The organism is Roseomonas genomospecies 6 (assembly GCF_008365375.1).
Lineage (GTDB): Bacteria > Pseudomonadota > Alphaproteobacteria > Azospirillales > Azospirillaceae > Azospirillum.
In genome coordinates, this window is the sequence record NZ_QOKW01000022.1 from 1 (window position 1) to 20998 (window position 20998).

Annotated in this window: 21 protein-coding genes; 12 read left to right on the forward strand and 9 right to left on the reverse strand. The window is 64.8% G+C overall.

Features of this window, described 5'->3' with window-relative positions:
• The 3 genes from DS843_RS31625 to DS843_RS22465 all read left to right on the forward strand — a co-directional run.
• Nucleotides 1–394: hypothetical protein (locus DS843_RS31625; RefSeq protein WP_208852299.1), on the forward strand; the 394-nt coding region annotated here is incomplete at its 5' end.
• Between the two features lie 286 nt (nt 395–680).
• Nucleotides 681–1070 carry a toxin-antitoxin system TumE family protein gene (locus DS843_RS22460; RefSeq protein ID WP_149471064.1) on the forward strand — a complete coding sequence of 130 codons (390 nt, stop codon included), beginning with the start codon at nt 681–683 and terminating at the stop codon, nt 1068–1070.
• Nucleotides 1045–1410 (forward strand): HVO_A0114 family putative DNA-binding protein, encoded by a 366-nt coding sequence (locus tag DS843_RS22465; protein WP_149471065.1) that lies wholly within the window; start codon nt 1045–1047, stop codon nt 1408–1410. The genes DS843_RS22460 and DS843_RS22465 overlap by 26 nt, the downstream gene beginning before the upstream one ends.
• 64 nt (nt 1411–1474) lie before the next feature.
• On the opposite strand, the gene DS843_RS22470 is transcribed toward DS843_RS22465, so the two are convergent.
• The gene (locus DS843_RS22470; protein ID WP_167525416.1) at nt 1475–2824 is read right to left on the reverse strand and encodes a tyrosine-type recombinase/integrase; all 1350 of its coding nucleotides are present in this window, start codon (nt 2822–2824) and stop codon (nt 1475–1477) included.
• Nucleotides 2825–2969: 145 nt separating this feature from the next.
• Between DS843_RS22470 and DS843_RS22475 the strand changes: the two genes are divergently transcribed.
• The 3 genes from DS843_RS22475 (at nt 2970) to DS843_RS22485 (ending at nt 6038) form a co-directional block, all read left to right on the forward strand.
• Nucleotides 2970–3659 (forward strand): DUF429 domain-containing protein, encoded by a 690-nt coding sequence (locus tag DS843_RS22475; RefSeq protein ID WP_167525417.1) that lies wholly within the window; start codon nt 2970–2972, stop codon nt 3657–3659.
• Nucleotides 3660–4012: 353 nt separating this feature from the next.
• Nucleotides 4013–5452: a helix-turn-helix domain-containing protein gene (locus DS843_RS22480; protein WP_167525418.1), complete on the forward strand. Its 1440-nt coding sequence runs from the start codon at nt 4013–4015 to the stop codon at nt 5450–5452.
• A gap of 373 nt (nt 5453–5825) precedes the next feature.
• The gene (locus DS843_RS22485) at nt 5826–6038 is read left to right on the forward strand and encodes a hypothetical protein (protein WP_149471069.1); all 213 of its coding nucleotides are present in this window, start codon (nt 5826–5828) and stop codon (nt 6036–6038) included.
• A gap of 40 nt (nt 6039–6078) precedes the next feature.
• Here DS843_RS22485 and DS843_RS22490 read toward each other — a convergent pair whose 3' ends face one another.
• From DS843_RS22490 to DS843_RS22500, 3 genes are all read right to left on the reverse strand, one after another.
• On the reverse strand, nt 6079–6513 hold the full coding sequence (locus DS843_RS22490) for a MucR family transcriptional regulator (RefSeq protein ID WP_475849337.1): 435 nt from the start codon (nt 6511–6513) through the stop codon (nt 6079–6081).
• 72 nt (nt 6514–6585) lie between these two features.
• Complete coding sequence (locus tag DS843_RS22495) at nt 6586–6819, reverse strand: hypothetical protein (RefSeq protein WP_149471071.1); 234 nt, start codon at nt 6817–6819, stop codon at nt 6586–6588.
• 58 nt (nt 6820–6877) lie between these two features.
• Nucleotides 6878–7759 carry a hypothetical protein gene (locus DS843_RS22500; RefSeq protein ID WP_149471072.1) on the reverse strand — a complete coding sequence of 294 codons (882 nt, stop codon included), beginning with the start codon at nt 7757–7759 and terminating at the stop codon, nt 6878–6880.
• A 426-nt stretch (nt 7760–8185) separates the two neighbouring features.
• Here DS843_RS22500 and DS843_RS22505 point away from each other — a divergent pair, with 426 nt between their 5' ends.
• Nucleotides 8186–8710, forward strand: a complete 525-nt coding sequence (locus tag DS843_RS22505; protein WP_149471073.1) for a hypothetical protein — start codon at nt 8186–8188, stop codon at nt 8708–8710.
• Nucleotides 8711–8820: 110 nt separating this feature from the next.
• On the opposite strand, the gene DS843_RS22510 is transcribed toward DS843_RS22505, so the two are convergent.
• A complete protein-coding gene (locus tag DS843_RS22510) occupies nt 8821–9531 on the reverse strand; it encodes a nitrogenase component 1 family protein (protein WP_149471074.1) in 711 nt (236 codons plus the stop codon).
• A gap of 178 nt (nt 9532–9709) precedes the next feature.
• Here DS843_RS22510 and DS843_RS22515 point away from each other — a divergent pair, with 178 nt between their 5' ends.
• The 3 genes from DS843_RS22515 to DS843_RS22525 all read left to right on the forward strand — a co-directional run bounded on the left by DS843_RS22515 (nt 9710) and on the right by DS843_RS22525 (nt 13402).
• The gene (locus DS843_RS22515) at nt 9710–10756 is read left to right on the forward strand and encodes a site-specific integrase (protein WP_149471075.1); all 1047 of its coding nucleotides are present in this window, start codon (nt 9710–9712) and stop codon (nt 10754–10756) included.
• Between the two features lie 676 nt (nt 10757–11432).
• Nucleotides 11433–12461, forward strand: coding sequence for an AAA family ATPase (locus DS843_RS22520; protein WP_149471076.1), 1029 nt, complete (start codon nt 11433–11435; stop codon nt 12459–12461).
• Nucleotides 12462–12514: 53 nt separating this feature from the next.
• A complete protein-coding gene (locus DS843_RS22525; RefSeq protein WP_286192264.1) occupies nt 12515–13402 on the forward strand; it encodes a ParB/RepB/Spo0J family partition protein in 888 nt (295 codons plus the stop codon).
• 142 nt (nt 13403–13544) lie between these two features.
• Here the strand turns inward: DS843_RS22525 and DS843_RS22530 are convergent, their stop codons facing one another.
• Nucleotides 13545–14264 carry a hypothetical protein gene (locus DS843_RS22530; RefSeq protein WP_149471078.1) on the reverse strand — a complete coding sequence of 240 codons (720 nt, stop codon included), beginning with the start codon at nt 14262–14264 and terminating at the stop codon, nt 13545–13547.
• 317 nt (nt 14265–14581) lie between these two features.
• Between DS843_RS22530 and DS843_RS22535 the strand changes: the two genes are divergently transcribed.
• Nucleotides 14582–15793, forward strand: coding sequence for a hypothetical protein (locus DS843_RS22535; RefSeq protein WP_149471079.1), 1212 nt, complete (start codon nt 14582–14584; stop codon nt 15791–15793).
• Between the two features lie 454 nt (nt 15794–16247).
• On the opposite strand, the gene DS843_RS22540 is transcribed toward DS843_RS22535, so the two are convergent.
• From DS843_RS22540 to DS843_RS22550, 3 genes are read right to left on the reverse strand one after another with little or no spacing between them, the layout of a single operon-like run.
• Nucleotides 16248–17720 carry a hypothetical protein gene (locus tag DS843_RS22540; RefSeq protein ID WP_149471080.1) on the reverse strand — a complete coding sequence of 491 codons (1473 nt, stop codon included), beginning with the start codon at nt 17718–17720 and terminating at the stop codon, nt 16248–16250.
• Nucleotides 17720–18283: a hypothetical protein gene (locus tag DS843_RS22545; RefSeq protein ID WP_149471081.1), complete on the reverse strand. Its 564-nt coding sequence runs from the start codon at nt 18281–18283 to the stop codon at nt 17720–17722. Before DS843_RS22545 ends, DS843_RS22540 begins: the two co-directional genes overlap by 1 nt.
• A 3-nt stretch (nt 18284–18286) precedes the next feature.
• Nucleotides 18287–19270 carry a hypothetical protein gene (locus tag DS843_RS22550; RefSeq protein ID WP_149471082.1) on the reverse strand — a complete coding sequence of 328 codons (984 nt, stop codon included), beginning with the start codon at nt 19268–19270 and terminating at the stop codon, nt 18287–18289.
• A 182-nt stretch (nt 19271–19452) separates the two neighbouring features.
• On the opposite strand from DS843_RS22550, the gene DS843_RS22555 reads away from it, so the two are divergent.
• A complete protein-coding gene (locus tag DS843_RS22555; protein WP_149471083.1) occupies nt 19453–20052 on the forward strand; it encodes a helix-turn-helix transcriptional regulator in 600 nt (199 codons plus the stop codon).
• Nucleotides 20053–20998 lie beyond the last annotated feature (946 nt).

Genomic DNA, 20998 nt, shown 5'->3' on the forward strand with positions numbered 1-20998 from the left:
ATATGACGTGCGATGTGCTCGCTGTGCCTCTTACCAGCGCCACACCTCTTTCCGAAGCTGCTGGGATTGCAACGCTCGGGTGATCTCGGGACTTCTCGGGCAGTGTGGACTTGCGGTGTTGCGCCTGATGCAACGGAACACGTCTCATAAGGAACTCGTGGAGTTCATCGGCAGCGGAGGGGCATGGGGCCTGATCGCCTTCATCGCTGTGGGGGTAGGATTATCAAACTGGCTAGCAATTTTCGCTCTGCTCGGAATCTCTGCAATAGCTGGCATCGAGCGCCAAGGTCTATGTTCCAGAGCTATTGGTTGGGCATTCATTCATTATATGATCGCCATTGCCACCAGCAAGCTGGCCCACTTGACGTTTCTTGCATTTTCTTCGTTGATTTGACTCGAAGAACTGAGACAAACATCCTCTGGACATCCTTGGCGTACGAGCTTTCAGCAACCGCGTTCTTGGTTTGTCCGCTTAGCGTATAAATTGGTCCGTCCTATGGCGTCACCCCTACCGGCTGGTCGGGGTTGGGCGCCGATGCACAGGCAGGCTCGCCCATCCCTCACTGGCTCCGCACCCCGTCGCAGCCCAAGAAGTGAATTTGATAAGATCTCGCGGTCGAGGACCAGCTACCTCCTTTGGGGTGCGCGCGGGACTTGCACCTTTTATCATGCGGTGATATATGGTTGATCAGGGCATGGAACGGATTTTGGACCTCGACGGCTGGTGGTTCTGGCTCCCCAATGGTTGGTCGTTGAGATGCCACGTCAGAGTGGTGGCGAAGACAGAAGGCCGGCCGCATGGGATCAAGTACGCACTCAATCTGCACGATGTCGATGGCACGAGACTTTTGGGCTTTGACAACGCGCAGCAAGTGCCGAAGCGGATCGAATACGATCACAGGCACCCATTGCGTCGGGTCGAAGAGCACATTCCGTACACGTTCATCGATGCGGACAGGTTGATCGCTGACGTGTTCGACGCGGTGGAGGCCGCGTGTCAAGCCGAAGGCGTTCCCTTCGAATTTGAGGACCAGGAGAGGCGCGATGACGAAGACGAGATCACTGACTGATCTACGAGACGAGCTGCGGTCGGCTGCTCGCGGCGAGCGCCCGGCGCCGGACTGGCTCAAGGCGGAGCGCCAGCCACTCCCCAACTTCTTCAGCGTCATGACGGACGGAAACCGGGAGTTGATGCAGCTGATTGGCGAGCGTCATCCGGCGACGGTGTCCGAGCTTGCCGAGATGGCGGGTCGGAAGATGTCGAATGTGTCCCGCTCCCTGCAGGACCTGGCTCGTGTCGGACTGGTCCGACTGGTTCGCGAGGGCATGTCGATCCGGCCGGAACTTGTGGCCAGGGAAGTGAAGGTGAACCTGGCTCACAACACCTGCGAGCTGATCGCTGCGGAATGAGCCCATTCCAAAGTTCATGTTTTGCTGTAAAGCGGGCCCCTATGGCCCCGTTTTTGTGGGGAGGTCATTCCCCGCCGTGCTTCTTCTTCCAACGCCGTGCCACAGCGTTGCGCCCCGCCAGCAGGCGCTCGCCGTAGCGCAGCACCATGCGTGGCGTTTCCCAGCCGCCGGCTTGGGCGATCCCCGCGATGTCCTCGCCGTCGGCCAGGAGGTCCTGGGTCACGCCGACTCGGATGCTGTGCCCGCTGAACCGGTGCAGGATGCCGGCCTGGGCGGCGCGCTCGTTCAGTATCCCCACGGCCGCGACGGTGGAGAGGGGCGACACGCCACCGCGGTGATGGCTGACGAACAGTGCGGCGGCCGCGTCCAGTTCATCGGCGGTGCCCATCCGCACGCACTTGGCGGCACCACGCTCAACCGCCGCGGTGACGACCCGATGGCATTCCGGGCGCCACGTATCGAGGGCGACCATGGTTTCCGGCGACAACCAGGCGATCTTGCCGGCCTTGGCCTGGTCGGTCTTGGACTTCCGGACCAGCAGCGTGCCGCTGCCGTCGGTATCCCGGCCGATATCCTCCCATTGGAAGGCCACCAGCTCCGACACCCGTCGCAGGCTGTCGTGCCACGTGTGGACGAGCGCGCGGTCCCGCAGGGCGTAGGTGAGCGCGGTGCGCTCGGCCGCGATCTTCGCCGCCACCTCGGCCGCCCGGGCGGCGGCGCTGGTCAGCGCCGAAAGGCGGGTGTGGCTTTCCCGGAGATCGTGAAGGATGACCTGGTGCTCGGCAATCCGAGCGTCCAAGGTTTCCACGATTCTCGTAAAATCCGGTTCGTTCAGCGCGCGTGCCTGTTTCTGGCGAGCGCCGCGTTCCCGCGTGTGTGCCTCGCGCGCCAGCTTGGTGTGATCGTGCTTCGTCGGGTCCTCGTACCCGGCCGCACGGTGCGCCGTGCTGATGGCCCAGAGGTGCTGCTGCAACGTCGCTGGTTTCAGGGGCTTCGGCTCCAGCCAGACGCTCTCGGGCGCCGTCGGCGGCTTTGCCCGGCAGGTCCGCTTCTCCTGTGCGGCCTTGCGCTGCAGGGCCTCGTACCGCTCCTGCAGACGGGTGTAGCGGGCCAGCGATCGGGGATCCGGACGACGCCAACGCCCGTAACCCCGGTGGCCGACCTCCTCGATGTAGGCCTCGACGGTATCGGGCGTCGCGGGCAGCCAGACGTGGCCGCGTTCCGAGCACCACAAGGCGAACAGGCGGACGCCGTCGAGCATGGCGCGCACGGTGCGCGGCGCCTTGGCCCGGGCGTAGCGGCGACCGAAGCCGGCGAGCTGCTCACGCACCTCGACCGGCAGGTCGGGATCGTCCTCGATCGTGGTGATCGGGTCAGGGATGCGCAGCGGCAGGGGAAGCGTTTGGTCAGTCATGGCGTTGCATTCGGCTGGGTTCCTTACGGTCATCTGCGCGCCGGAGCCTCATCTTGACACGCCGCCGGAAAGCGTCCGTACTGGAGCCGCCCGGTACCCGGCCCTTCCCATGGATCGCGTGTCCTGTAAGGTGAGGAGGGTCATCATGATCGTTCAGGGTGCTGATGGTGCTGGTCGGGGCCGATTGGTCGTGGTTCGTCTCGACACGGAAACCGGTATGGCCGACTGGCGGGTTGGACCTGCTGCCCAAGTCCTTGCCGACGCCAAGTCGGCCGATTTGACGCTCGTGGATGTGCCGGTGGGACTGCCGCCGACCGGCCACAGGGCCGCCGATCTGCAGGCCCGCAGGCTTCTGGGCAAGGCATGGCCGCGGGTCTTCACCGGTGTCCGGCGACCGCTGCTGGATCGCGTGGGAGATCTGGCCGCCGCTCAGGCTTGGGCGAAGAGGGATGGTTGCGGCATCAGCCTTCAGCTCTTCCACATCCTTCCTCTGGTGCGCGCCATGGATGAGGCGATCGCGCCGGCGTTGCAGGCGCGTGTGCGCGAGGGGCATCCGGAACTGACCTTTCACCGGCTGAGTGGCGGGCGCTTTCTGCCCCGCAAGAACCGCGCACCCGGTCGCGAGCAGCGGCTGCACATTCTGGAGGCGAACGGGCTGCCGCAGGCACGGCGCTGGATCGACGAGCGTTGGGGCACCGGGGTTGCGGCGGACGACGTGCTGGACGCGAGTGTCCTCGCCTTGGCGGCGCGCGACACGCTCGCCGGGATGGCGCGGGTCGTGCCGGCCACCCTGGAGCGCGACCAGCGAGGCCTGCGAATGGAAATGTGCTACTGACCGGCTGCGCAAGCCGCAGCTCCGCCCGTGATCCGGCATGGCGCCACTGTGCGCCATGCCGCTCGGCGCACCGCGATCGGTCAACAGTTTGTGCATGCGCTTCCTGGTTTTCGGGCGGGCAATTTTCACGGTCTCCGCAGCGTGCCCTGCCCTTCCCTCAAATTCAAGCTTCATCTAAGGGCCATTGGATGAACCTTTGACATGGAGTTCCAGAAACGCGACCACACCATCGGCGGACAAACACCGATTGTCTGCAGGATCATTTGATGTCAATGTGTTATTGTGCGTTTTCGGCGGCGGTTCCGGTGCGCATCGGACCGGCTGGCCTACCGGAGATCACACAGGAAGCGCTCATGATTCCCGCGCGTCACATCCCGGACATCCTCGCGGCGGAACGGGCTCTGGCGCGGCTCGACGCGCTCGCGGGCGGCATAGCCGCCCGCGAGCTGCGTCAGCGTCGTGACGCCGCAAGGCGTCATTGCCTGGGTCTCGTAAAGCTGGAAGGACAGCTCCTCGACCCGGCCGACCTGGATCTGGCCCTGGTGGATCCCGATGTCGTTGATCCGCCACGACGGGCCGTCGCGCGTCTCGGCGCAGGCCTCTGCAGCCTGTTGTCCGACCTTCAGGACGGTCTGGAGCCCCGGAAAACGGGCCTGGACACCGACCTGCTGCAGGACCGGCGGATTTCCACCAGGGCCATTCGGCAGATCGTGGACTCCGCCGGGCTGGACAGGGACGCCAAGCGGATCGCAGACGAAATCCTGGGGGACGGAACGGCCGCCGTTGCCAAGGTGCACCGCGGGGGCGGCAAGCTGCCGTCCGATCAGCGCCAGGACCTCGCCGCGATCCTTGCGACCACCCGCGCCGCCACCCAAGGCCTCCTCGACGTCGAACTGGCGCTGCGCGACGAGGCCCAGGACCTGGAGTTTTCAGGTTCTCCGAAAATCGCACAGCGAATTCCAGCCTGGACCCCGGAATGGGTGGTTGAGATCTACGTCCGCTGGACCGAGGTGCAGATCGGCGTGCGGCCGGATGAGCTGGACGGCGAGGCGCTCGCCATCATCGGGCAAGCCCTGACCATGATCGACCAAGCGCTCGTCCTTGATCCCGGCCTGACCGGCGCCGCCCGCTCGCTGCATCGGCTGCAGTTTATCGAAGAACTGCCAGAGGCATCCCTGCCGGTCTCGGCACCAGGGTTGAACGCCGATCCGGACTGGGTGAGGCGGTTTCGAGCGCTGACCGAGGGGAAACGCGCGGCCTGGTGGCCGAGTTTCGCCAAGATGATCGCCCCTACCCTGCTGGCGCGGGCATGCGGGTTGCGCTCGCTGTGGCTGCCGATTGGCGCGGCTTGGGCGGACGATGTGGCGGTTTTCCGCATCGGGCTGGCCGCGTCCGAGGACGACTGGATCGGCACGCTGGCTCGGGCGGTCGTCACCGCGGCGGCTCGGGAGGAAGACCGGTGGGGATCGCTGGATCGTCGGCGGCAGCGCTGGGACGAGGCCATCGCCACGGTGCGGCGACCACGAAAGGCGCCGGCCGCGGAACCCTACGAGCGGCCGACCGCGCGACGGCGGGACGTTTCGGCAAAACCGCGTGCGCGGCGGGCGTCCAGCGGCCTGCCACGGCTGCTGGACCTGCTGGACGAAGTTCCGGTGGTTTCCGTCAAACTGGTTACCCGGAAGCTCAGCATCGCGCCCCGGACCGCCCAGGATCACATTGACGAGTTGAATCGGGCCGGCGTGCTGCGGCCAGCGGTGGACCGGACACGGGACCGCGTGTGGCGGGCGGTGTGAGCGACACCGCGTTCACCACGGCTGCCCCCGCCGCTCGACCGGCCGGCCGTAATGCAGACGCCGCGCCTCTTTCCCGTGCGCCAGTTGCTGCCCTCGCGCGCCACAGCGGCTACAGCGAAAAGGCAGGTATTCCGGCCTCGTATGGCTGGCGCAATGCTTGGCGATATCCACCGGGTCCAGCTCGACGTAGCGCCCGCACGACAGGCATAGGATCGCCAGCGGCACAGCATGCAAAAGATGGTCAGAAACCGTCTCGACCCGCCGAAACCCCATCGCCCTACCCTCCCCTGCCGCGCGCCAATTTCGTACCGGAAATGTTCTCCTTTTTCCAGGCATGTCCGGCGTAAGCTGGACGGCGGACGGGAGGATCAAAATGGTCGAGTGGCTGACCGGTGTGGGTGCTTATCAGCGGAGCTACGCAGGGAAATACATCGCGATGGTCTGGCTTGACGACGACCTGGTGACCTGGCGCTGGGCGGTCGTGACGTTTGATCGTGAGGCCGGCAGCGGAACGGCCGACACCGACGAGGTGGCCAAGGACACCGCTATGCGGGTGCTGATGAACGTCGCGGAGAAGAACACTTGAGCCCCTGGCGCCGGCCGGCGCCAGGGGCTCAAGTCGCGCATCACGCGCGCTCGGCCTTCCCTTTCCCGCGGCCGGCAGTCCGGCCCAGGCCGATCTGCTTGGCCAGCGAGCTGCGCTGCTCAGCGTAGTTCGGCGCGACCATCGGATAGTTGGCCGGCAGCCCCCAGCGGGCACGATACTCGTCCGGCGTCAGGCCGTAGGTGCTCTGCAGGTGGCGCTTCAGCATCTTCAGTTGCTTGCCGTCCTCCAGGCAGACGATGTAGTCCGGTGTCACCGACTTCCTGATCGGCACCGCCGGGATGAGCCGCTCGGCGGCCGGCTGCTGCGCTTGGCCCAGGGCGGCGAACGCCGCGTAGACGGCGTTGATCACCGACGGAACGTCTTGCAGCGAAACGTTGTTGTTTTCAAAATATGCCGCAGAAATAGTTGCGGTCAGCGAAGTAAGGTCGGGGGCTTTGCCGGTCACGGTATTCACCAGAAGGTATTTTGCCGCAGGACCTTATTTCCGATTTTCTGAAGAAATCCTGAATTGGTTCGATTGAGCCCGTCAGAAGAGCCCCAGCTGAACGGTGCCGCCCTGGTCAGCATGGCGCTTGGCGGCAGCCACCGCCGCATCCTGCGCGGCTTTCATCGTCCGCGCCACGCCATCACCGATGCGGTGATCCACGACCATCACATACCAGAGCCATTGATCGGGGCCGCGGTAAGTGACGGACAGCGTGCAGCCGTAAGCCTGACCGGCGAGCTGGCGGACTGACCAGGAAGGGGCGGTGGTGCTCATCGTTGGTTTCCTCGGGTCTGGCGGTAGGCGTTGGGAGGGACGGCGGCGTTTTACCACATCACCGCGTCTTTTCCGCCGGCTCCGGGCTGTCGGAGTAGGTTCCGAGATGAGCAAGCGGGTGACGCTCGGTGACGATCAGGCCCCACACACGGCTGCGCTCGCGCAGCGTCAGGATCGGCGGCCGGTCGGGGAGGTGGAGATACGTGTAGATCCATTCCGGGTCGTCAAGCGCCGGGATTTCGGCCCGGTCCCCACCGGGGCGTCCCTCACGAACATCCCGCTGCGGCGGCGCGACCGGCCGCTCGGGCAGCTGGAAGGCGCCGTCGGCGATCCGGCCCAAGAACCGGGCCACGCGGTCGCGCACCATGTCCCTGACATCGCGGGTGACCACGGGCTGATCGATCGGCAACACATTGGCCATCTCCGGCGGCAGGCCCTCGGGAATACCGACGTTGCGGGTAAAGAACCAGAGCGAAGGAACCTCGAAACTCCGGCTCACCAAGTCGGTCTGACGTCGATGGCCCTCCGGCAGCCGACGCGTCTGCAGCAGGATGACCGCCTTGCGGCCGTCGCGCTCGCACTCCACCCGCTTCGGGATGCGGCTCCCGTCGCGCTGCGTCTCGCGCCAGCCCACCCTCTGGATCGCCCAGCGGATGACCGACATCAACTCATCGCGGTCGGCGGGCTCCGCCACGGCGCCGTGCCGGTCTGCCTCCTCCCCTGCCCCGCCGGCGTGCTCGACAGCGTCGCACAGCGTGCCGGGGCGATGGCGGAAATACAGGGTCTCGCCGCGCGCCACCAGGTCCAGCTCTTCGCCGCAGCAGGGCAGCGTAAGGGCGACCTCGCCGCGGCGATGGGACTGACGCAGGGCCTCCCACTGGTCGGCGTCGTAATCGAAGGACCAGATCATCCGGTCATCAAGAAAGGCGGTAAACGGCATGGCGGCGGCTCTGGTGATGAGAGGTCGTGGTCATCACCTGCGCGCGGGAAAGGCTGGAAAATCGGGAATTTCTTGAGAATGTGGAAAACCCGAGAGCTTGGCGGCTGATTGTGGGTCCGCAGTTACGCCTCAGGTCATCTCAGCTTCACTGCTCCCCAACAGATCGCGGAGTAGTTCCTCGGCTCGGCCTCGGGCTGCCGGTTCCGTCGTGCGGTTCCAGTCTTTCCAGAAGAACATGAGGCTCTCATGCTCGTCGAGCACCCGGATCTTAGCAGAGCCAACGTACCACGGTCCGTCCCCGGAATTGCATCCCTCCAAGATATGGAGAGGGTGGCTGGTAGCTCCCAAGCTCCAGCCGTCCTGGGCAAACGCTAGACGGCGTTCATCGATGACCAAAGCTGCGATAATCCGGGGCCCACCGACCGGATGCTCGATGACAAGCGGGAGTTGTTTGCGGTAAGCCTCGCTCAAATCCATCACTATGCTCCGGGGGTCGCAGTGGACGTCAATCGCATACAGGAAACTGTGGTCCACGTGTATCTCACCGCGGGTAAGAGGCTCTTTGTCAATCCGCAATTCCCGCTGTTGTTGAACGGGAGCGAAGTCGTCCCGGACTTCGTTGCGTTGGATCCAGCGGCGAAGCAGGTTTGGCTTGTGGAGGTCTCGTGGGCGCAGGAAGTCAGTAAGCTCCTGAAAAAGTGCAGGAATTACGTAATACACGAAGCGCTGATTCAAGAGCAGCTGGGGGTGGCCTGCCCACCGGATTGGAAGATCGGCCTTTGGCTGTTTCTCAAGGGCGAGACGGCCGCGGTGGTGTCGGCCAAAATGACTGTTCTTGGCAACATGGAATTGCGCATTGAAACGTTGGAGCGCGCCGGAGCCGTCTGGGAATGGTCGAAAGTGAAGCTGCATTCAGGTGAGCCCAAGGTCTTCGTTACCGAGCCGGTTTGACTGCTGCTGAGGCGGCCTGGCGTCCGGACATGGGAAGAGGCCCGCGGTTCGACTGCGGGCCTCTTCGTTGGGGTTTTTGGTTTTTGCGTTTCCTCCCGTTCCCCATTTTTTCATGCGGCCAGGGACTGCATCCACTCGTCGGAGTCCTCGCCCCAGGGGAGATGCTCGACGATGGCCTCGCGGATGGCGGTGCGGCATTCGATGTCGTGGTCGCCCACCGGCAGCAGGCTTTCGACTTTCAACATGACCTGGGCCTCCAGTTCCTGATGAACCGGATGCTGAGCGATGTCGCTCAGCGCCTCGTGGCCACCCTTGGCGAGTTCCGCCAGATCGGCTTGGTGGGTCTCCAGGACGGCGTGGGCCATGGACTTCGCCAGCTCGGGGGTGTCCAGCCACTCCTTTTTGAAGCGGGGGTCCTTCACAATTGCGGGGTCCTCACGGGTGGCCAAGCGGATCAACGGATCGATGCGGACCTCGGGGCTGCGGCCGTAACCCAAGTCGCAGGAGCGCTGGAAGGCGGCCGTGGCCTCGGCAGGCGCGATCTGCTTGAGGCTCTTGATGGACGCCAGGGCTTTGCGCTCCTCGGCCAGGTCCTCGGGACGGCTCGCCGCGATGGAGAAGAGACGCTCGCCGGCGGTCAGCTTGCCACGGGACAGCGCCACCAGGGCCTTGCGGTAGCCCGGGAAGTCGGTGCTGCCGACCGTCTGGGCGACCCGGAGATCGGCGCGGAGGGCACCCTGCGCGGAGCGGGTCAGCGCGACGGCGGTGTTGGCGGGGGCGGCGACGGTCGGGGCGGAGGGCTTGGCGGCGGTGAGGCGCATGGTCGGGGTCCTTTGGGTTCGGGGCGATCTCGTCGATCTGTCTTGAGAGGACGATACCCCCGGATTCCCGAACCGTGGCGGCCACCGGCCGGGACGGTCCCGGTCTGCGCGCAGATGAGTGGACGTAGCCTCGCCTTCATCGGTGCCGGGCTACACCTGAGCGTCCACGAGGTGATCCATGACCCCGCGCCAGCCCGATCCACCGACCACCGAAACCGTCGCGCAATACGCCGCGCTGGTGGAGCGCATGCGTCGCCTGACCGGGCGCGCGGCAGGCATGGACCTCGACCAGGTCACCGAGGAGGATGTGGTGGAGTGGCTCATCCGAGCCGCGCCCAGCTATACGAAACGCACGTTCCGCCTCTACAAGGCCGCCCTGCTCCACCACTGTGCCAAGGTCGCCCCCTCCCCCGCCGCGCGGGAAGCGCGGGATCGCTTGGCCGCCGTCACGGACGCCATTGCGCTGAAGCGCTCCGTTCGGGTCGCAACGAAGAAGAAAAGTGCGCCTGTCGCAGACCTGGAGAAGCTCGGGGAATACATGCTGCGCCGGCGTATCGGGGCCAAACCAGGGGACGCCAACAGCGGCATTCCGGCGAGTGACATCAAAGCCAACAACTTGGCCTTTCGGTGGCTCCTTGCTGGTCAATATACAGGCCTCCGACCGAGCGAATGGCTCAACGCGCAAATCGGCAATCACGAAGGACGACCGCACCTGCTCGTGGGCAATGCCAAAGCCACGCAAGGCCGGACGTTCGGCCCGACGCGATTGCTCGACCTAAGCCCTCTCCCCGCCAAACGGATCGGGTTTCTCAAAGACCTGATGAAAGAACTTCAGGGATACCAACGAGAGGGGCGGTTCCAGGCCGTCATGGCGGACTGCCGCAAGGCGCTGTGGCGCGCCAACCGGGCGCTCTGGCCGCACCGGAAGCGGCACATCACGCTCTACAGCGGACGGCACCAATTTTCGGCAAACGCCAAAAGCCGCATGACCAAGGACGAGGTGGCAGCGCTGCTCGGCCATCGCAGCGTCCGCACGGCCGCGCTCCACTACGGTTACGCCAGTGATGCGCTCGACCGTTTTTTCTTGCCCGTGCCGTCGGAGGCGAACATCGAGAAGGTCCGAGCGCTGAACGAGGGGAAAACGCCGCTAACCCCCTGGCGCGGCCGCCAATCGAAGAGCGGCGGAACCGGCGACGACACACGCAACACCAAGGGTACGTCGTAGGCGCCCCCGTCCTCGTTCCATCCCGGTCCCCCTCCCCTGCCCCTTTCCCTGGACGCGGACTTATCCCGGCCGCTCAAGGCCGCGGGGCCTGGTCACTACGTGCGTGCGACCATGCGCGCTCAGCGCCGCGCGCGCGGGCTTTGGCCTGGGTGAGTGAGTGCTGCAGGCTGAGCTGGCGTCGTCGGCGCTCGTGGGCCACTCGGTCACAGCATCGCGCGCCGGGTGGGTCCTTGCCCCGTCAGAAACCGGGCGCCAAAAAGAAGGAGCCCCGGCAGCCAGGGAGGCGCCGGGGCGAGGTGTCTTCGTCGAAACGCGCGTTGGAGAACGCACAACATTAGATGCGCACGGAAACGGCGGGCGCGTCGCCTCGGCGGTCGGTGAGCGGTGAGCCTGGGGGCGATCTGCACGGGAGACGAAAAAAGAAGCCCCGGCAGCCAGACGGCGCCGGGGCGAGGTTCTCTCGACGCTTCGAGACAGGATCACGTCAATGGACGCTGAACATCAGGTGCGCACGGATCGGAGCGCCCATGCCACTGCATCGGGGACCGCCGCCGTTGAGAAGTTCTGACGTCAGAACTGCACCACGTTCGTCAACCATCAACTGTCAACGTTGAGGTTGACGGGTTGATTGGGATCTGCAAGGTTTGATGCAACGAATCAACCCGAAGGCAGCATCATGGATGGCGAGCAGATGCGCGAATTGCGCCAGGAACTCCGTCTAAGTCAGGGGGACCTTAAAGACGAGCTGAACCGTCGGCTCAACCGCAGCTACGACAAGCCGAAGATCAGCCGTTGGGAAAATGGCCGCGAGGCCATTCCCGACGATGTGTCGGCCGAACTGGAGGCCATGGTGTCGGGTCGTCCGCGTTCCGCCCGAACCCTGACGCTGTCCAACCATAAGGGCGGAGTTGCGAAAACGACCTCCGCACTCAACCTTGCGTGTGCGCTCGCTCAGATGAGCCGCCGGGTCCTCCTGATCGACATGGACCCCCAAGCCACGGCCACGGTCGCGCTGCTCGCTGCCGATCATGTGACGGCTTACAAGCGCGAGAAGACGATGGCGCACGTCATCCTGCGGGATCGGCCCTTGTCCGAGATCATCATCACCAAGGGATCACCTGACTTCCCCAGCTACTCGGCGCCGTTCGATCTGGCCGCCAGCCACATCGAGCTGTCCGAGACCGACGCTCGGCGCGAGCCCGGGTCCGATGTGGCTTTGCGTGAGGCCGTTGAGGGGGTCCTCACGTCCTACGATTTCATCGTCGTGGACTCGCCGCCAAACCTGGGGGCGCTCACGACCATGGCGCTGACCTGCGCGCAGGATGTCATTATTCCGGTCCGCAGCGAGCCGTACGACACCATGGGCGTGGGATTGATCATCAGCACGATCAACAAGGTCCAGCGGCGCCTCAACGCGGGTCTCCGGTTGGCCGGCATCCTGCCGACCCAATACAACCACCGCAAATCGGTAGACCGGGAGGTGCTGGCGCATCTGGCACGTGCGTTGGGCGACAAGGCCCCGGTCCTTGAGCCGATCGCTTACGCCGCCGCCTTCGGGCACGCCGCTCGCGATGGACGGATCGCCATCGAGGTCTCGCCGTCGTCGCCGGGCGTCGTGGTGTACCGCCGTCTGGCCGAGGCAATCGTGGCCGGAGCGCCTCTGCCGCGAGCGGACATTGATGCCGTCATGGCGGCGGAGGGCTGATCATGGCGCAAGCAAGGAAAAAGCCAGGGTCGCCCATTCTTGGTGCGGCGACCATGATGATCGACGACGCGTCAAACACGCTGCTAACCGAGGAAAACGGATTTCGCCACACCTTCGAGGTGGAGGTGGAGGACATCAGTCCGGACCCTAACCAACCGCGCAAGGTGTTCGACGATGAGAGCCTGGAGCAGCTTGCCGCCACGATGGCTGAGCATGGGCAGCTTCAGCCAATCCTCGTCCGTCGCGATCCGGGCGCACGCGGTCGTTGGATTGTTGTCGCCGGTGAACGCCGGTGGCGGGCCGCATGCCTGAACAAATGGTCCAAGATGCTGGCCATCGAGTGCGACGGGGATGCCTCGGTTGTCAGCCTGCTGGAGAACCTACAGCGCAAAGATTTGAACCCGGTCGAAGAGGCGAGAGGGCTGTCGCAACTCATCCAGGACAAGGGGTGGACCCAGACCCAGGCGGCGGACGCCCTCGGCAAAAGCAAGGGCGAGATCAGCGCCGCGCTGCGCATTCTTACGCTTCCCGATGACCTCCTCGCCAAAGTTCTGACGTCAGAACTCGTGATCTCGCGCAACCTGCTCGTGGAACTCGCGCGCATCGACGACGATGAGATGCGCGAGTACCTGATCGGGCTGGCGCAGGACGGCACGCTGACGATCCGGGCCATTCGCACCGTCCGCGAGGAGGGCGTGCCGGAACCGTCGGCTGCCCCAGCCAGCGAGACGGATGGTTCTGACGACGAACCCGGCGCGGAGCAGGCCCGGTCGGCTGCCAAGACGAGCGGGAAGGGCAGGGCAATCACGATGAAGGCCATTGATCGCTTCGTGGTCGGGTTGCGCAGCTCACGAGAGAGCGGTCGTCTTCTTGGCGAGGACGCGAAGGAGCGACTGCGCGAACTGAAGCGCGAGATTGAAGACATGCTCGACGAGCGATGATCGCATTCCACGCCTGACCGCGGGACGGCCTTCCCGCTCTTTGGTCAGCCAATCCGCCCTATCAATGATGGGAGAGTTCTGACGTCAGAACTCTCCCATCACGGCGCCCCCGGTCCGGCGGGCCTGCCTCTCCCGCATAGCCTCAAGCCGCCACCAACTCCCGCTGCCGCGTGGCGACCTGCTCGTTCGAGGCCACTGGCTGGCGCTTCACCGCGGGCCACGCCCCTGCCCGGCCACCCACATCGATAACCAGGTCCAGCGCATCGCCCCAGTCCGCCACAGCCGCGTCATCGCGGTCAACACGGGCGCAGTGAAGGTTCCATTGCACACAGGCGAGCCGAGTTTCCCAGGCTTCCTGATCCTGGTCGGAGAGGACCCGCGAGAGGCCCGTCACAGGCGCTTTGCGGATCGTCTCGATGGTCGGCCGCCGGCGATTGACCTCGCCCAAGATCTCCGCAGCCTTGGTTTTGACGCGCGCGTGCGCCTCGGGGCCCTGCACGAGTTTCGGCTTTCCTGCTCGGCTGAACTCGCGAGCGAACGGAATGCCGTCGATATCGAGCAGCTTGCCGGCGGTGGACAACGCGTGAGCCGCCCAGAACTCCACGGCGACCCTCTGGCCCTTGTCGCCCAGAGATCGGACAATTTCGTTGACCTTCGCCTGGACCGCTCCGATGGTCGTGGTCGGCCGCGGTCCCTTCGGTGCGCCGGCCTCGACCCATTTCCGGTCGGCCACACGCATCTCAAATCGGGTCAGCAGTCCCTTGTCGAACAGCGCCTTGCGCGAAATCCACTCGGTGACCGCGGCGGTGGCACGGTCGATCTGAGGAGCGGCGGAGCGGGTAGGGGCGGCGGACATCTTCATGGCGACCTCGGGGAATGGATGCCCCGATTATCAGCTGCGCGCGCGAGCCTGGGCATAGGGCAGGGCGTGACCGTCCCGGCTTGGCTGACGAGAATTTGAAATAGGCAAAGGCAATGGAGGGTCTGGACGTCATCCAGCAGAGCGATTGACGCGTGCCGCCGGCATGGTGACCACAAGGCACGGGAGGGACTGTCGTCCCTCCCGTGCCTTGTTTCGGCCCCGCCCCATATGATCCCCAGGCGACAGCCCGCCTTGCATCAGGCCCTTCCGCGAATTAGGTTGGTCCTGAGATCATATTTCGGCTTTCTGGAAAAACCGTGCTCACCAAGTCGCCGCCGAAACCGCGTGCCATCTGGATGGCGACGATCCTGGACGCCGATCTCAACGAGCGCCTCGTGGCCGAGGTTACCCGCCGCCGGCTGGCCACACCGAACCTGCCACCCGAAGAACGCTCCTCACGCAACAAGGACCTTCCGACCAAGGGTGTGACGGCCGTGGTGCACGACGCCGTTCGGGCCGCCGAAGAGGCTGGCCTCACTCCGCCGCCCCTTGAGGCCCCCTTCCGACCGACCGGTCGCAAGGAAGGGAAAGCGGTGAATTTCGCGCCCATCGAGCGCTACGTCGATCTCCCCCAGGGCCGCCTGGCGTCATGGATCCGGCTGGCGCTCGACAAATACCTGCCGCCCGCCGACGCCCCCGCGCCGGTCGCCGCGGCCGACCTGGTGCTGGTCACCCTTTCGCTGCCCGCCGAGGACCTGGAATGGTGCCAGCGAGAGGCTGACCGTCTGGGGACCACCCGCCAGGAGATCGTGGCCAAGGCCGCCCTGGGCTACCTGGAGCAGCCGCCGACGGCGCAGGACCTGCTGCGCCTGCGGGACACCCTGCGAGCCAAGGGGGCCGACGGCAGGAAAGACCTGGCGCGGACCAGCGCGAAAATCCCCTATGCCACGCACCGCGCCATCGAAGAGATCGCGGCACGGCGGCGCGCAGCGAAGGAGCCCGGCGGGGAAATCACCACCGTTTACCGGGAAGCCGTCCGGCTTGCCGTCGAACACGCCCTTGGCCATCAGCTTGTCGAGGCGCCGAAGCCGGTGATCCCTGAGACGGTCGCCCCGACCCAGTCGGACGAGGCACCGATCCAGGCCGCCCCTGAAGACGCCGGCGGCGCGTCCGACACGGTGCTGAACGTCACGGTGTCCGCCGAGGAATTGCTCGCTTGGGCCGAGGAGAACCTGGAGGTCGATGCCGGCGACCACGATTGGTCAACCGCGGAGCCCTCGGAGATCCACCCGGCGGCGCCCACCCCCGAGGCCGCCATGGAGGAGGGGGAGGCCAGTTGGACGCCGGAGCAGCTGCTGGCGCTCGGGTTGGACCCTGAGATCGTGCGAGAGGTCACCCCGGAGGGTGGGAAAAAAGGGCCCACAGAGGGGGCTGGGGACTCCGCTGGCAACGGCTCCACGGCCGCCCCTGATGTCGATAAAGCGGCCCGCCCAAAGGTCCGTATCCCCGCCGGTGGCCGTCGTTTTTGAAGGTACGAGGACGCCACCGGACAATTGACTTGTCCGCGTTACCGTCCACGACAACCTAGGTTAAACCTTTTCAATTCCCGGAAAACGGCCGGGAACCTCGAAATCCAGTGCCCAAGCGGCCTCCGAGTGCCCCCGCAGGCCGACCCGTTAAACTGCAAAGGTTACGGGGAAAACCAAGGAAATCAGGATTTCCCGAAAAACACAATATCCCCGGTGGTTGTGGAATTCATCGGGCCTCTATAATAATCAGCCCGGGAAATTGATAAGGTTACGCTAACCTTCGATTTCCCCGGATTTTCCGAAAACCTCTGGCGCAGGTTTTTGTCGTACATTTTCCTACATCGAGCGACGGGTGGAGAGAAAAATTTGCCGCTGAGTTGCTCCGTGTGCCCTCGGAAAAGCAGAACGCCGGGAGCGGTCAGCTCCCGGCGTTCTGTGTTCGGGTTGTAGGCTATTATTCGCTGCCGGAGGCGGCTTCCTTCCGCGCCCGGTACGCCTGCAGCAAGTTCCGAGAGGACTGCTGCTTCTGTTCGGCCAGGCGACGACCGCGCTCGTGCGCCTGATGCAGCGCCGTCTGGATTTCCTCAGCCCTGTCCGGTTCCAGATCGATTCTGCTGTAGAGGCCCGGGTTGCGTTCCCGGTCTCGGTGCCACTTGAGCAGTTCACCGGCGGCGCGATTACGATTGCCAACGTAATCCCCCCATTCGTCGCGGCTGACCTGGTTGGAGGGCTTGCGGCCGATGGTTTCGCGGGACTGCTCGTAGTTCCAACAGGCCTGTTCGACTTTGCCCTGCCGGTCGTAGCGCTCGGCCAACTCCTTCATGTGCTTCGCAATATCCGCGGTGGAGCCATACTGGACGTGATCCTTGTCGATCACACCCAGGCGGTCGGCGTGGTCCACCATCTGGTCGAGCTTGTCGGCGTGGCGCGGGTCGTTGGCGATCTTTTCGATCTCCCGGGCCGTGTCACGCAGGCTCGTCAGCTTTTCCTGGCGCTGCTGGTGACGTTCCTCCGGCGAACTGTGCGCCATGCCGGTCTGCAGGCTGTACTCGTATTGGTGAATATCGACGCGGGTCTGCGGGCCGGCCTCCAGATGGCGCAGATCGGCGGGGATATGCGGGTTAAACTCCGCCGGCCTGACGACATTGTTCGCCTGGCGGCGCGGATCCTGGCTGCGCTGCGGATCGTTGTCCCTGCGCGGATCCTGCTGACCCATGCGCGGGTCCTGGGAACGCCGCGGATCGCTCTCCATGCGACGACCCTGCTGCTCCATGCGCTGGTCCTGCTGACCGCGACCCATGTCCTGCCGCCGGCGCTGCTCGGGTTCTCCGCGGCGTTGCTCCTGACCGCGTGACACCCCCACGTCGCGCCGAAAAGCGTCACGCTCCGGCTGATCGCGCCGCACGCCTGGGCCGCCCTGGTCCTGACGACCATGGTTGATCGAGCGAGGCTGGTCATTGGCCGCACGCGATGGCTGACCGCCGCCGAAGAGGCGTTGAGCTTCCTTGATGTCCTGATAGCGCCTGACGACCAGTTCTCTGTGGCGCTGCTCGACCAGATCCTCGCTCGACGACATGGGCTTGCCGCTGTTGCGGCGGTCCACGGCCTGCTGGCGGTATTGCCGGATGTATTCCTCGGCCAGCTTCTGCTCGGCGCCGAGTGTCTTCAGGTGCTCTGCGCGCTGAGCCGGACTGCCGTTTTGCAGTTTCTGCAGATCCTCCAACTGCATGCGCCCGGCGGCTTCCTGGTTGACGCCGCGCATCGCAGCGCCCCAGTGGGCCGCGGCCTCACGGCCGGAACCGCCGCGCTGGAACTGGTCCACCGCGCCGCGCGCTTTGAGGCTGGATACCTCCGCGTTGACCGCGGGGGCTCCTCGATTGTTGTTCAGCGCCGGACCACCGGCGCCGACCTTGGGAGATCCACTCATCAGATTTTCCTCCGTGTTTTCCTGATCGGGGCCGGGCTGGTGGGCGTCGGCGTGGGAATGTTGGGGGTCGGGGGCGTTTTGGGCGCCTGGACAGTGGTCTTCGGCAGGGCGACCGTTGGGGCCGAGAGGGCAGGAAGGTCCACCTCATGGCCGGGAATGAAGCCGATCTCCAGCGCGCGGAAACGCGGGCCCGTCACCTTGGCGATTGCGAGCGCACGGCGGCGCGCGGCCTCGAAAAGGTTGGCCCGAAGTACCTCGCCGGCGAGACGCTCCTGGTCGATCTGCAGCGATGCATTCTCGACAGGCTCCAGGTCCTGCATTGATATCCTGATGGTCGCCTCATCCTCGCCAGGCCGAAGCCGAATTTTTGGCGCGTTGCCCATCTCGATGCTGACGTTCTCCGGCAGGTCGATCTCGTTCATGTCCGCCAGGGGCCGCGAACCGCCAACCTCAAGGATGGTCGGTGTGTCGGCAATCTCGACCGGCACCTTGCGCCCACCGATCTGACGGTGGGCGAGGTCGCCGAACTTGGCATACATCGAGTGGCTGCGGACTTTTGCCATGGCTCAGCCCTCCTTGGCCGCAGCGCGGTTGACCTTGAGTTTGTGGCCTGTGCCGACCTCCGACACGAGCGGATCGTGCTGCTCCAGGATGCCGTTGATCTCGTTGCGCTTGAGATACGCGCTGACGCTGGTGCCCGGCGGAATCAGACCCTTCTCGATGAGGGATTGCCCGATTTTCCAGTAGCGATGCGCAAGGCCGTTGGCCCGGGGGATGCGGACGATCGTCGATCCGCCCTTCTCCCGCGCCAGCTCGGCCAGGAAGTGCGCCCAGGGCAGGTCGATGGCCGTGAGGTGGTAGCGCTCGGGTTGGCCGTATTTGCCGTTGTGCGTTTTGGCGGTCCTGGTCACCAGCTCCAATGCCTGACGCTCCTCGTCGATGGTCACCTGGACACCGCGCTGGAGTTCGACCGGCCTGAAGCCGGTCAACAGCTGCACGGCAATGCCGGCGCGGTAGACCGAGTCCTCGTCAACCTCGCCCCAGATGAGCCCGGACCGCACGTGATCCTGGCCCTTGAGGACCCTCTTGGCGCCGCCGGCAGGCCGCTCGTTGCGGCGCCGATAGGTCTTCCAGCCCTGGCCCTGGATACGTTTGATCGTCACGGCTGGGTCGCGCGGCGGATAGGCGCGTAGCCAATCAAGGCTTTCGCGCATCAGGTACAGCGAGCCGATCTTCAGGTCCTGGTCGCCGGTCTCGACGGCCTCATCGTACAGCTGCAGGGCATTGCGCAGCTGGATTCCGTGGCCGAACGTCACCGAATTTCGGTAGTGCTGGCGGTTCTTGCGGGTGCTCGTGTCGTCTGGGCTCTTGTCGTTCGGTGCTGCGGTCAACGGCCGGCCCTGGCGGTCCTTCGGCGCGCCGCGCATATGCTCCAGCGTCGCGAGATAAAGTCGAGCGACCTTGGCCTGGACGTGCCTCTCCGGCAGCGTCGCGGCCAGAGCGCGCGCCTCGGGTACGATGAGTTTGGCAACAAGATCAAGGTCCAGCACGGCCGTTTTCCCGGTTTTTGGAATTCCTGGCCATCATCTGCGCACGCGCGAGGACACGCCAGGCGACCTGGCGGGACCGTCCCCCATCAAGTTTTCCTGATGGCTTTTTGCGCCCCTGACCGGCGCATCCGACGCTTGGCCGCTATAATGAGACACGTCATCAATTTGCTCATGAGGACGTCATGCCGAAGAAGAGCCGCCCGGACACCTACCGCAGCAATTCCGCCAATGTTGCCCGTGTGCTGAAGCACCTGCGGGAGGAGCGTGGCCTCACGCAAGGTCAGGTTGCTCGCAAGTTGGGCGTCAAGAGCCACATGGTCAGCCAGGTCGAAGGCCACGGCATGGCCGGCACTTACAGCGCCAAATGGTCGCCGGCGCGCATCCATCAGCTCTGCGCAATCCTGGGCCGTTCAGGCCTCGCTCCCTACCTGATCCGTCGCCAGGAGCGTGACGAGGGCGTGGTGGTCAGCACCGCGCTGGACACGCTGCTGTCCCCGTACGATCGCTGGATGATCGACCGTGTCGGCATGGCCGGCCGCATGCTCATCGACCCGGAAGCGCAGCCGACCGAGGAACTGCGCGAAAAGGCATGGCGCGATAAGCGCATTGCTCAGTGGCGCCTGCGCCATGAAGCCGACCGTATTCGCCGTTTCATGCGCAAGGCGAAAACCTTGAAGTCCCGCGGACTGTCGAAGGCCGACATTCACGCCATGCGCGACGACATCCTGGCGTCGGTAGACCTGGAAATCGCGCGCGAGGAGAACGCGGCCATGGAAGCGTAGAGCAGGGAGTTTCGATCTCCGGGAATACCGGGCTTCATCACACAGTGGATACCTGCCGGGTGCACAAAGCGCCCGGCACTGTGTTTTCCCAATCCCCCACTTCCCGGCATCCCATATGTCGCCGGCGCCGAGTTCGACCAGGGCCAGAGCCCCTCGTCCGACCCAGGGCCCTAGGCCCGGTCTACCCCAGGCCAACGGCCCCAGTCCGCCCAGGTCCTCCGCCCCAAGTTTCCCTCCGATCCCACCGCCCTCCCGGCCGCCAGCTGTCAGGCTGGCCATCGGCCAGGCCATCCCCCGGCAGCCCCGCCGGCAGGCGCCTGTGACCGTCATTCCCCCGAGCGGTAAGGTTTGCCGTACCGGTGGAATGACGGTATTCCACCGTCAGAAAACCGTGCAAAACCGTTTTGCAGCAGTGGTTTACCGGTACAATAAGGTATCGTACGGTGCGATAAGGTATTCTACCGGTAAGCTACCGGTAGCCTGACGGTACGGTAATGTTTTTCACCGGTATCCGCGGCCGACGGCCGATCGCCCAATCAAAGCAAGTTCGCCCGGCCCGGCCAACCATGGCGATCCGCCGGCGATGCCTCGGCATGCCCGGTGCACCACCCAATCCCGTCGCACACCGCCTAACAGCATCGCACGCGGTCTGACGCTGTATGTTTTTGTACGACGGAAAATCGGAAGGCTATGCCTGCCATGGCCGACCGGTCCAGCGCCTGTCGGGCACATCCGGTTACACGGTCGGTTACATCAAAAACCCAGGATTTCCAACGGGTGTAACCGATTCTTACTTTGTAACTGAAGATCTATAGAGTCGTAGGAACCAAATTTCCGGATTCCTGGAATACCTCTCTCTCATGGCTCTCGGGAAATATTTATCTCTATGGTTCTCTGGGGGCTGGTTACACGGTTATGCGGTTACCGGCCGGCCGCTTCCGAGGGT

Coding starts and splice junctions, on each gene's coding strand:
- DS843_RS22460 (WP_149471064.1), top strand. CDS start 681: ATGGTTGATCAGGGCATGGAACGGATTTTGGACCTCGACGGCTGGTGG.
- DS843_RS22465 (WP_149471065.1), top strand. CDS start 1,045: ATGACGAAGACGAGATCACTGACTGATCTACGAGACGAGCTGCGGTCG.
- DS843_RS22470 (WP_167525416.1), bottom strand. CDS start 2,824: ATGACTGACCAAACGCTTCCCCTGCCGCTGCGCATCCCTGACCCGATC.
- DS843_RS22475 (WP_167525417.1), top strand. CDS start 2,970: ATGATCGTTCAGGGTGCTGATGGTGCTGGTCGGGGCCGATTGGTCGTG.
- DS843_RS22480 (WP_167525418.1), top strand. CDS start 4,013: ATGATTCCCGCGCGTCACATCCCGGACATCCTCGCGGCGGAACGGGCT.
- DS843_RS22485 (WP_149471069.1), top strand. CDS start 5,826: ATGGTCGAGTGGCTGACCGGTGTGGGTGCTTATCAGCGGAGCTACGCA.
- DS843_RS22495 (WP_149471071.1), bottom strand. CDS start 6,819: ATGAGCACCACCGCCCCTTCCTGGTCAGTCCGCCAGCTCGCCGGTCAG.
- DS843_RS22500 (WP_149471072.1), bottom strand. CDS start 7,759: ATGCCGTTTACCGCCTTTCTTGATGACCGGATGATCTGGTCCTTCGAT.
- DS843_RS22505 (WP_149471073.1), top strand. CDS start 8,186: ATGCTCGATGACAAGCGGGAGTTGTTTGCGGTAAGCCTCGCTCAAATC.
- DS843_RS22510 (WP_149471074.1), bottom strand. CDS start 9,531: ATGCGCCTCACCGCCGCCAAGCCCTCCGCCCCGACCGTCGCCGCCCCC.
- DS843_RS22515 (WP_149471075.1), top strand. CDS start 9,710: ATGACCCCGCGCCAGCCCGATCCACCGACCACCGAAACCGTCGCGCAA.
- DS843_RS22520 (WP_149471076.1), top strand. CDS start 11,433: ATGGATGGCGAGCAGATGCGCGAATTGCGCCAGGAACTCCGTCTAAGT.
- DS843_RS22525 (WP_286192264.1), top strand. CDS start 12,515: ATGATGATCGACGACGCGTCAAACACGCTGCTAACCGAGGAAAACGGA.
- DS843_RS22530 (WP_149471078.1), bottom strand. CDS start 14,264: ATGAAGATGTCCGCCGCCCCTACCCGCTCCGCCGCTCCTCAGATCGAC.
- DS843_RS22540 (WP_149471080.1), bottom strand. CDS start 17,720: ATGAGTGGATCTCCCAAGGTCGGCGCCGGTGGTCCGGCGCTGAACAAC.
- DS843_RS22545 (WP_149471081.1), bottom strand. CDS start 18,283: ATGGCAAAAGTCCGCAGCCACTCGATGTATGCCAAGTTCGGCGACCTC.
- DS843_RS22555 (WP_149471083.1), top strand. CDS start 19,453: ATGCCGAAGAAGAGCCGCCCGGACACCTACCGCAGCAATTCCGCCAAT.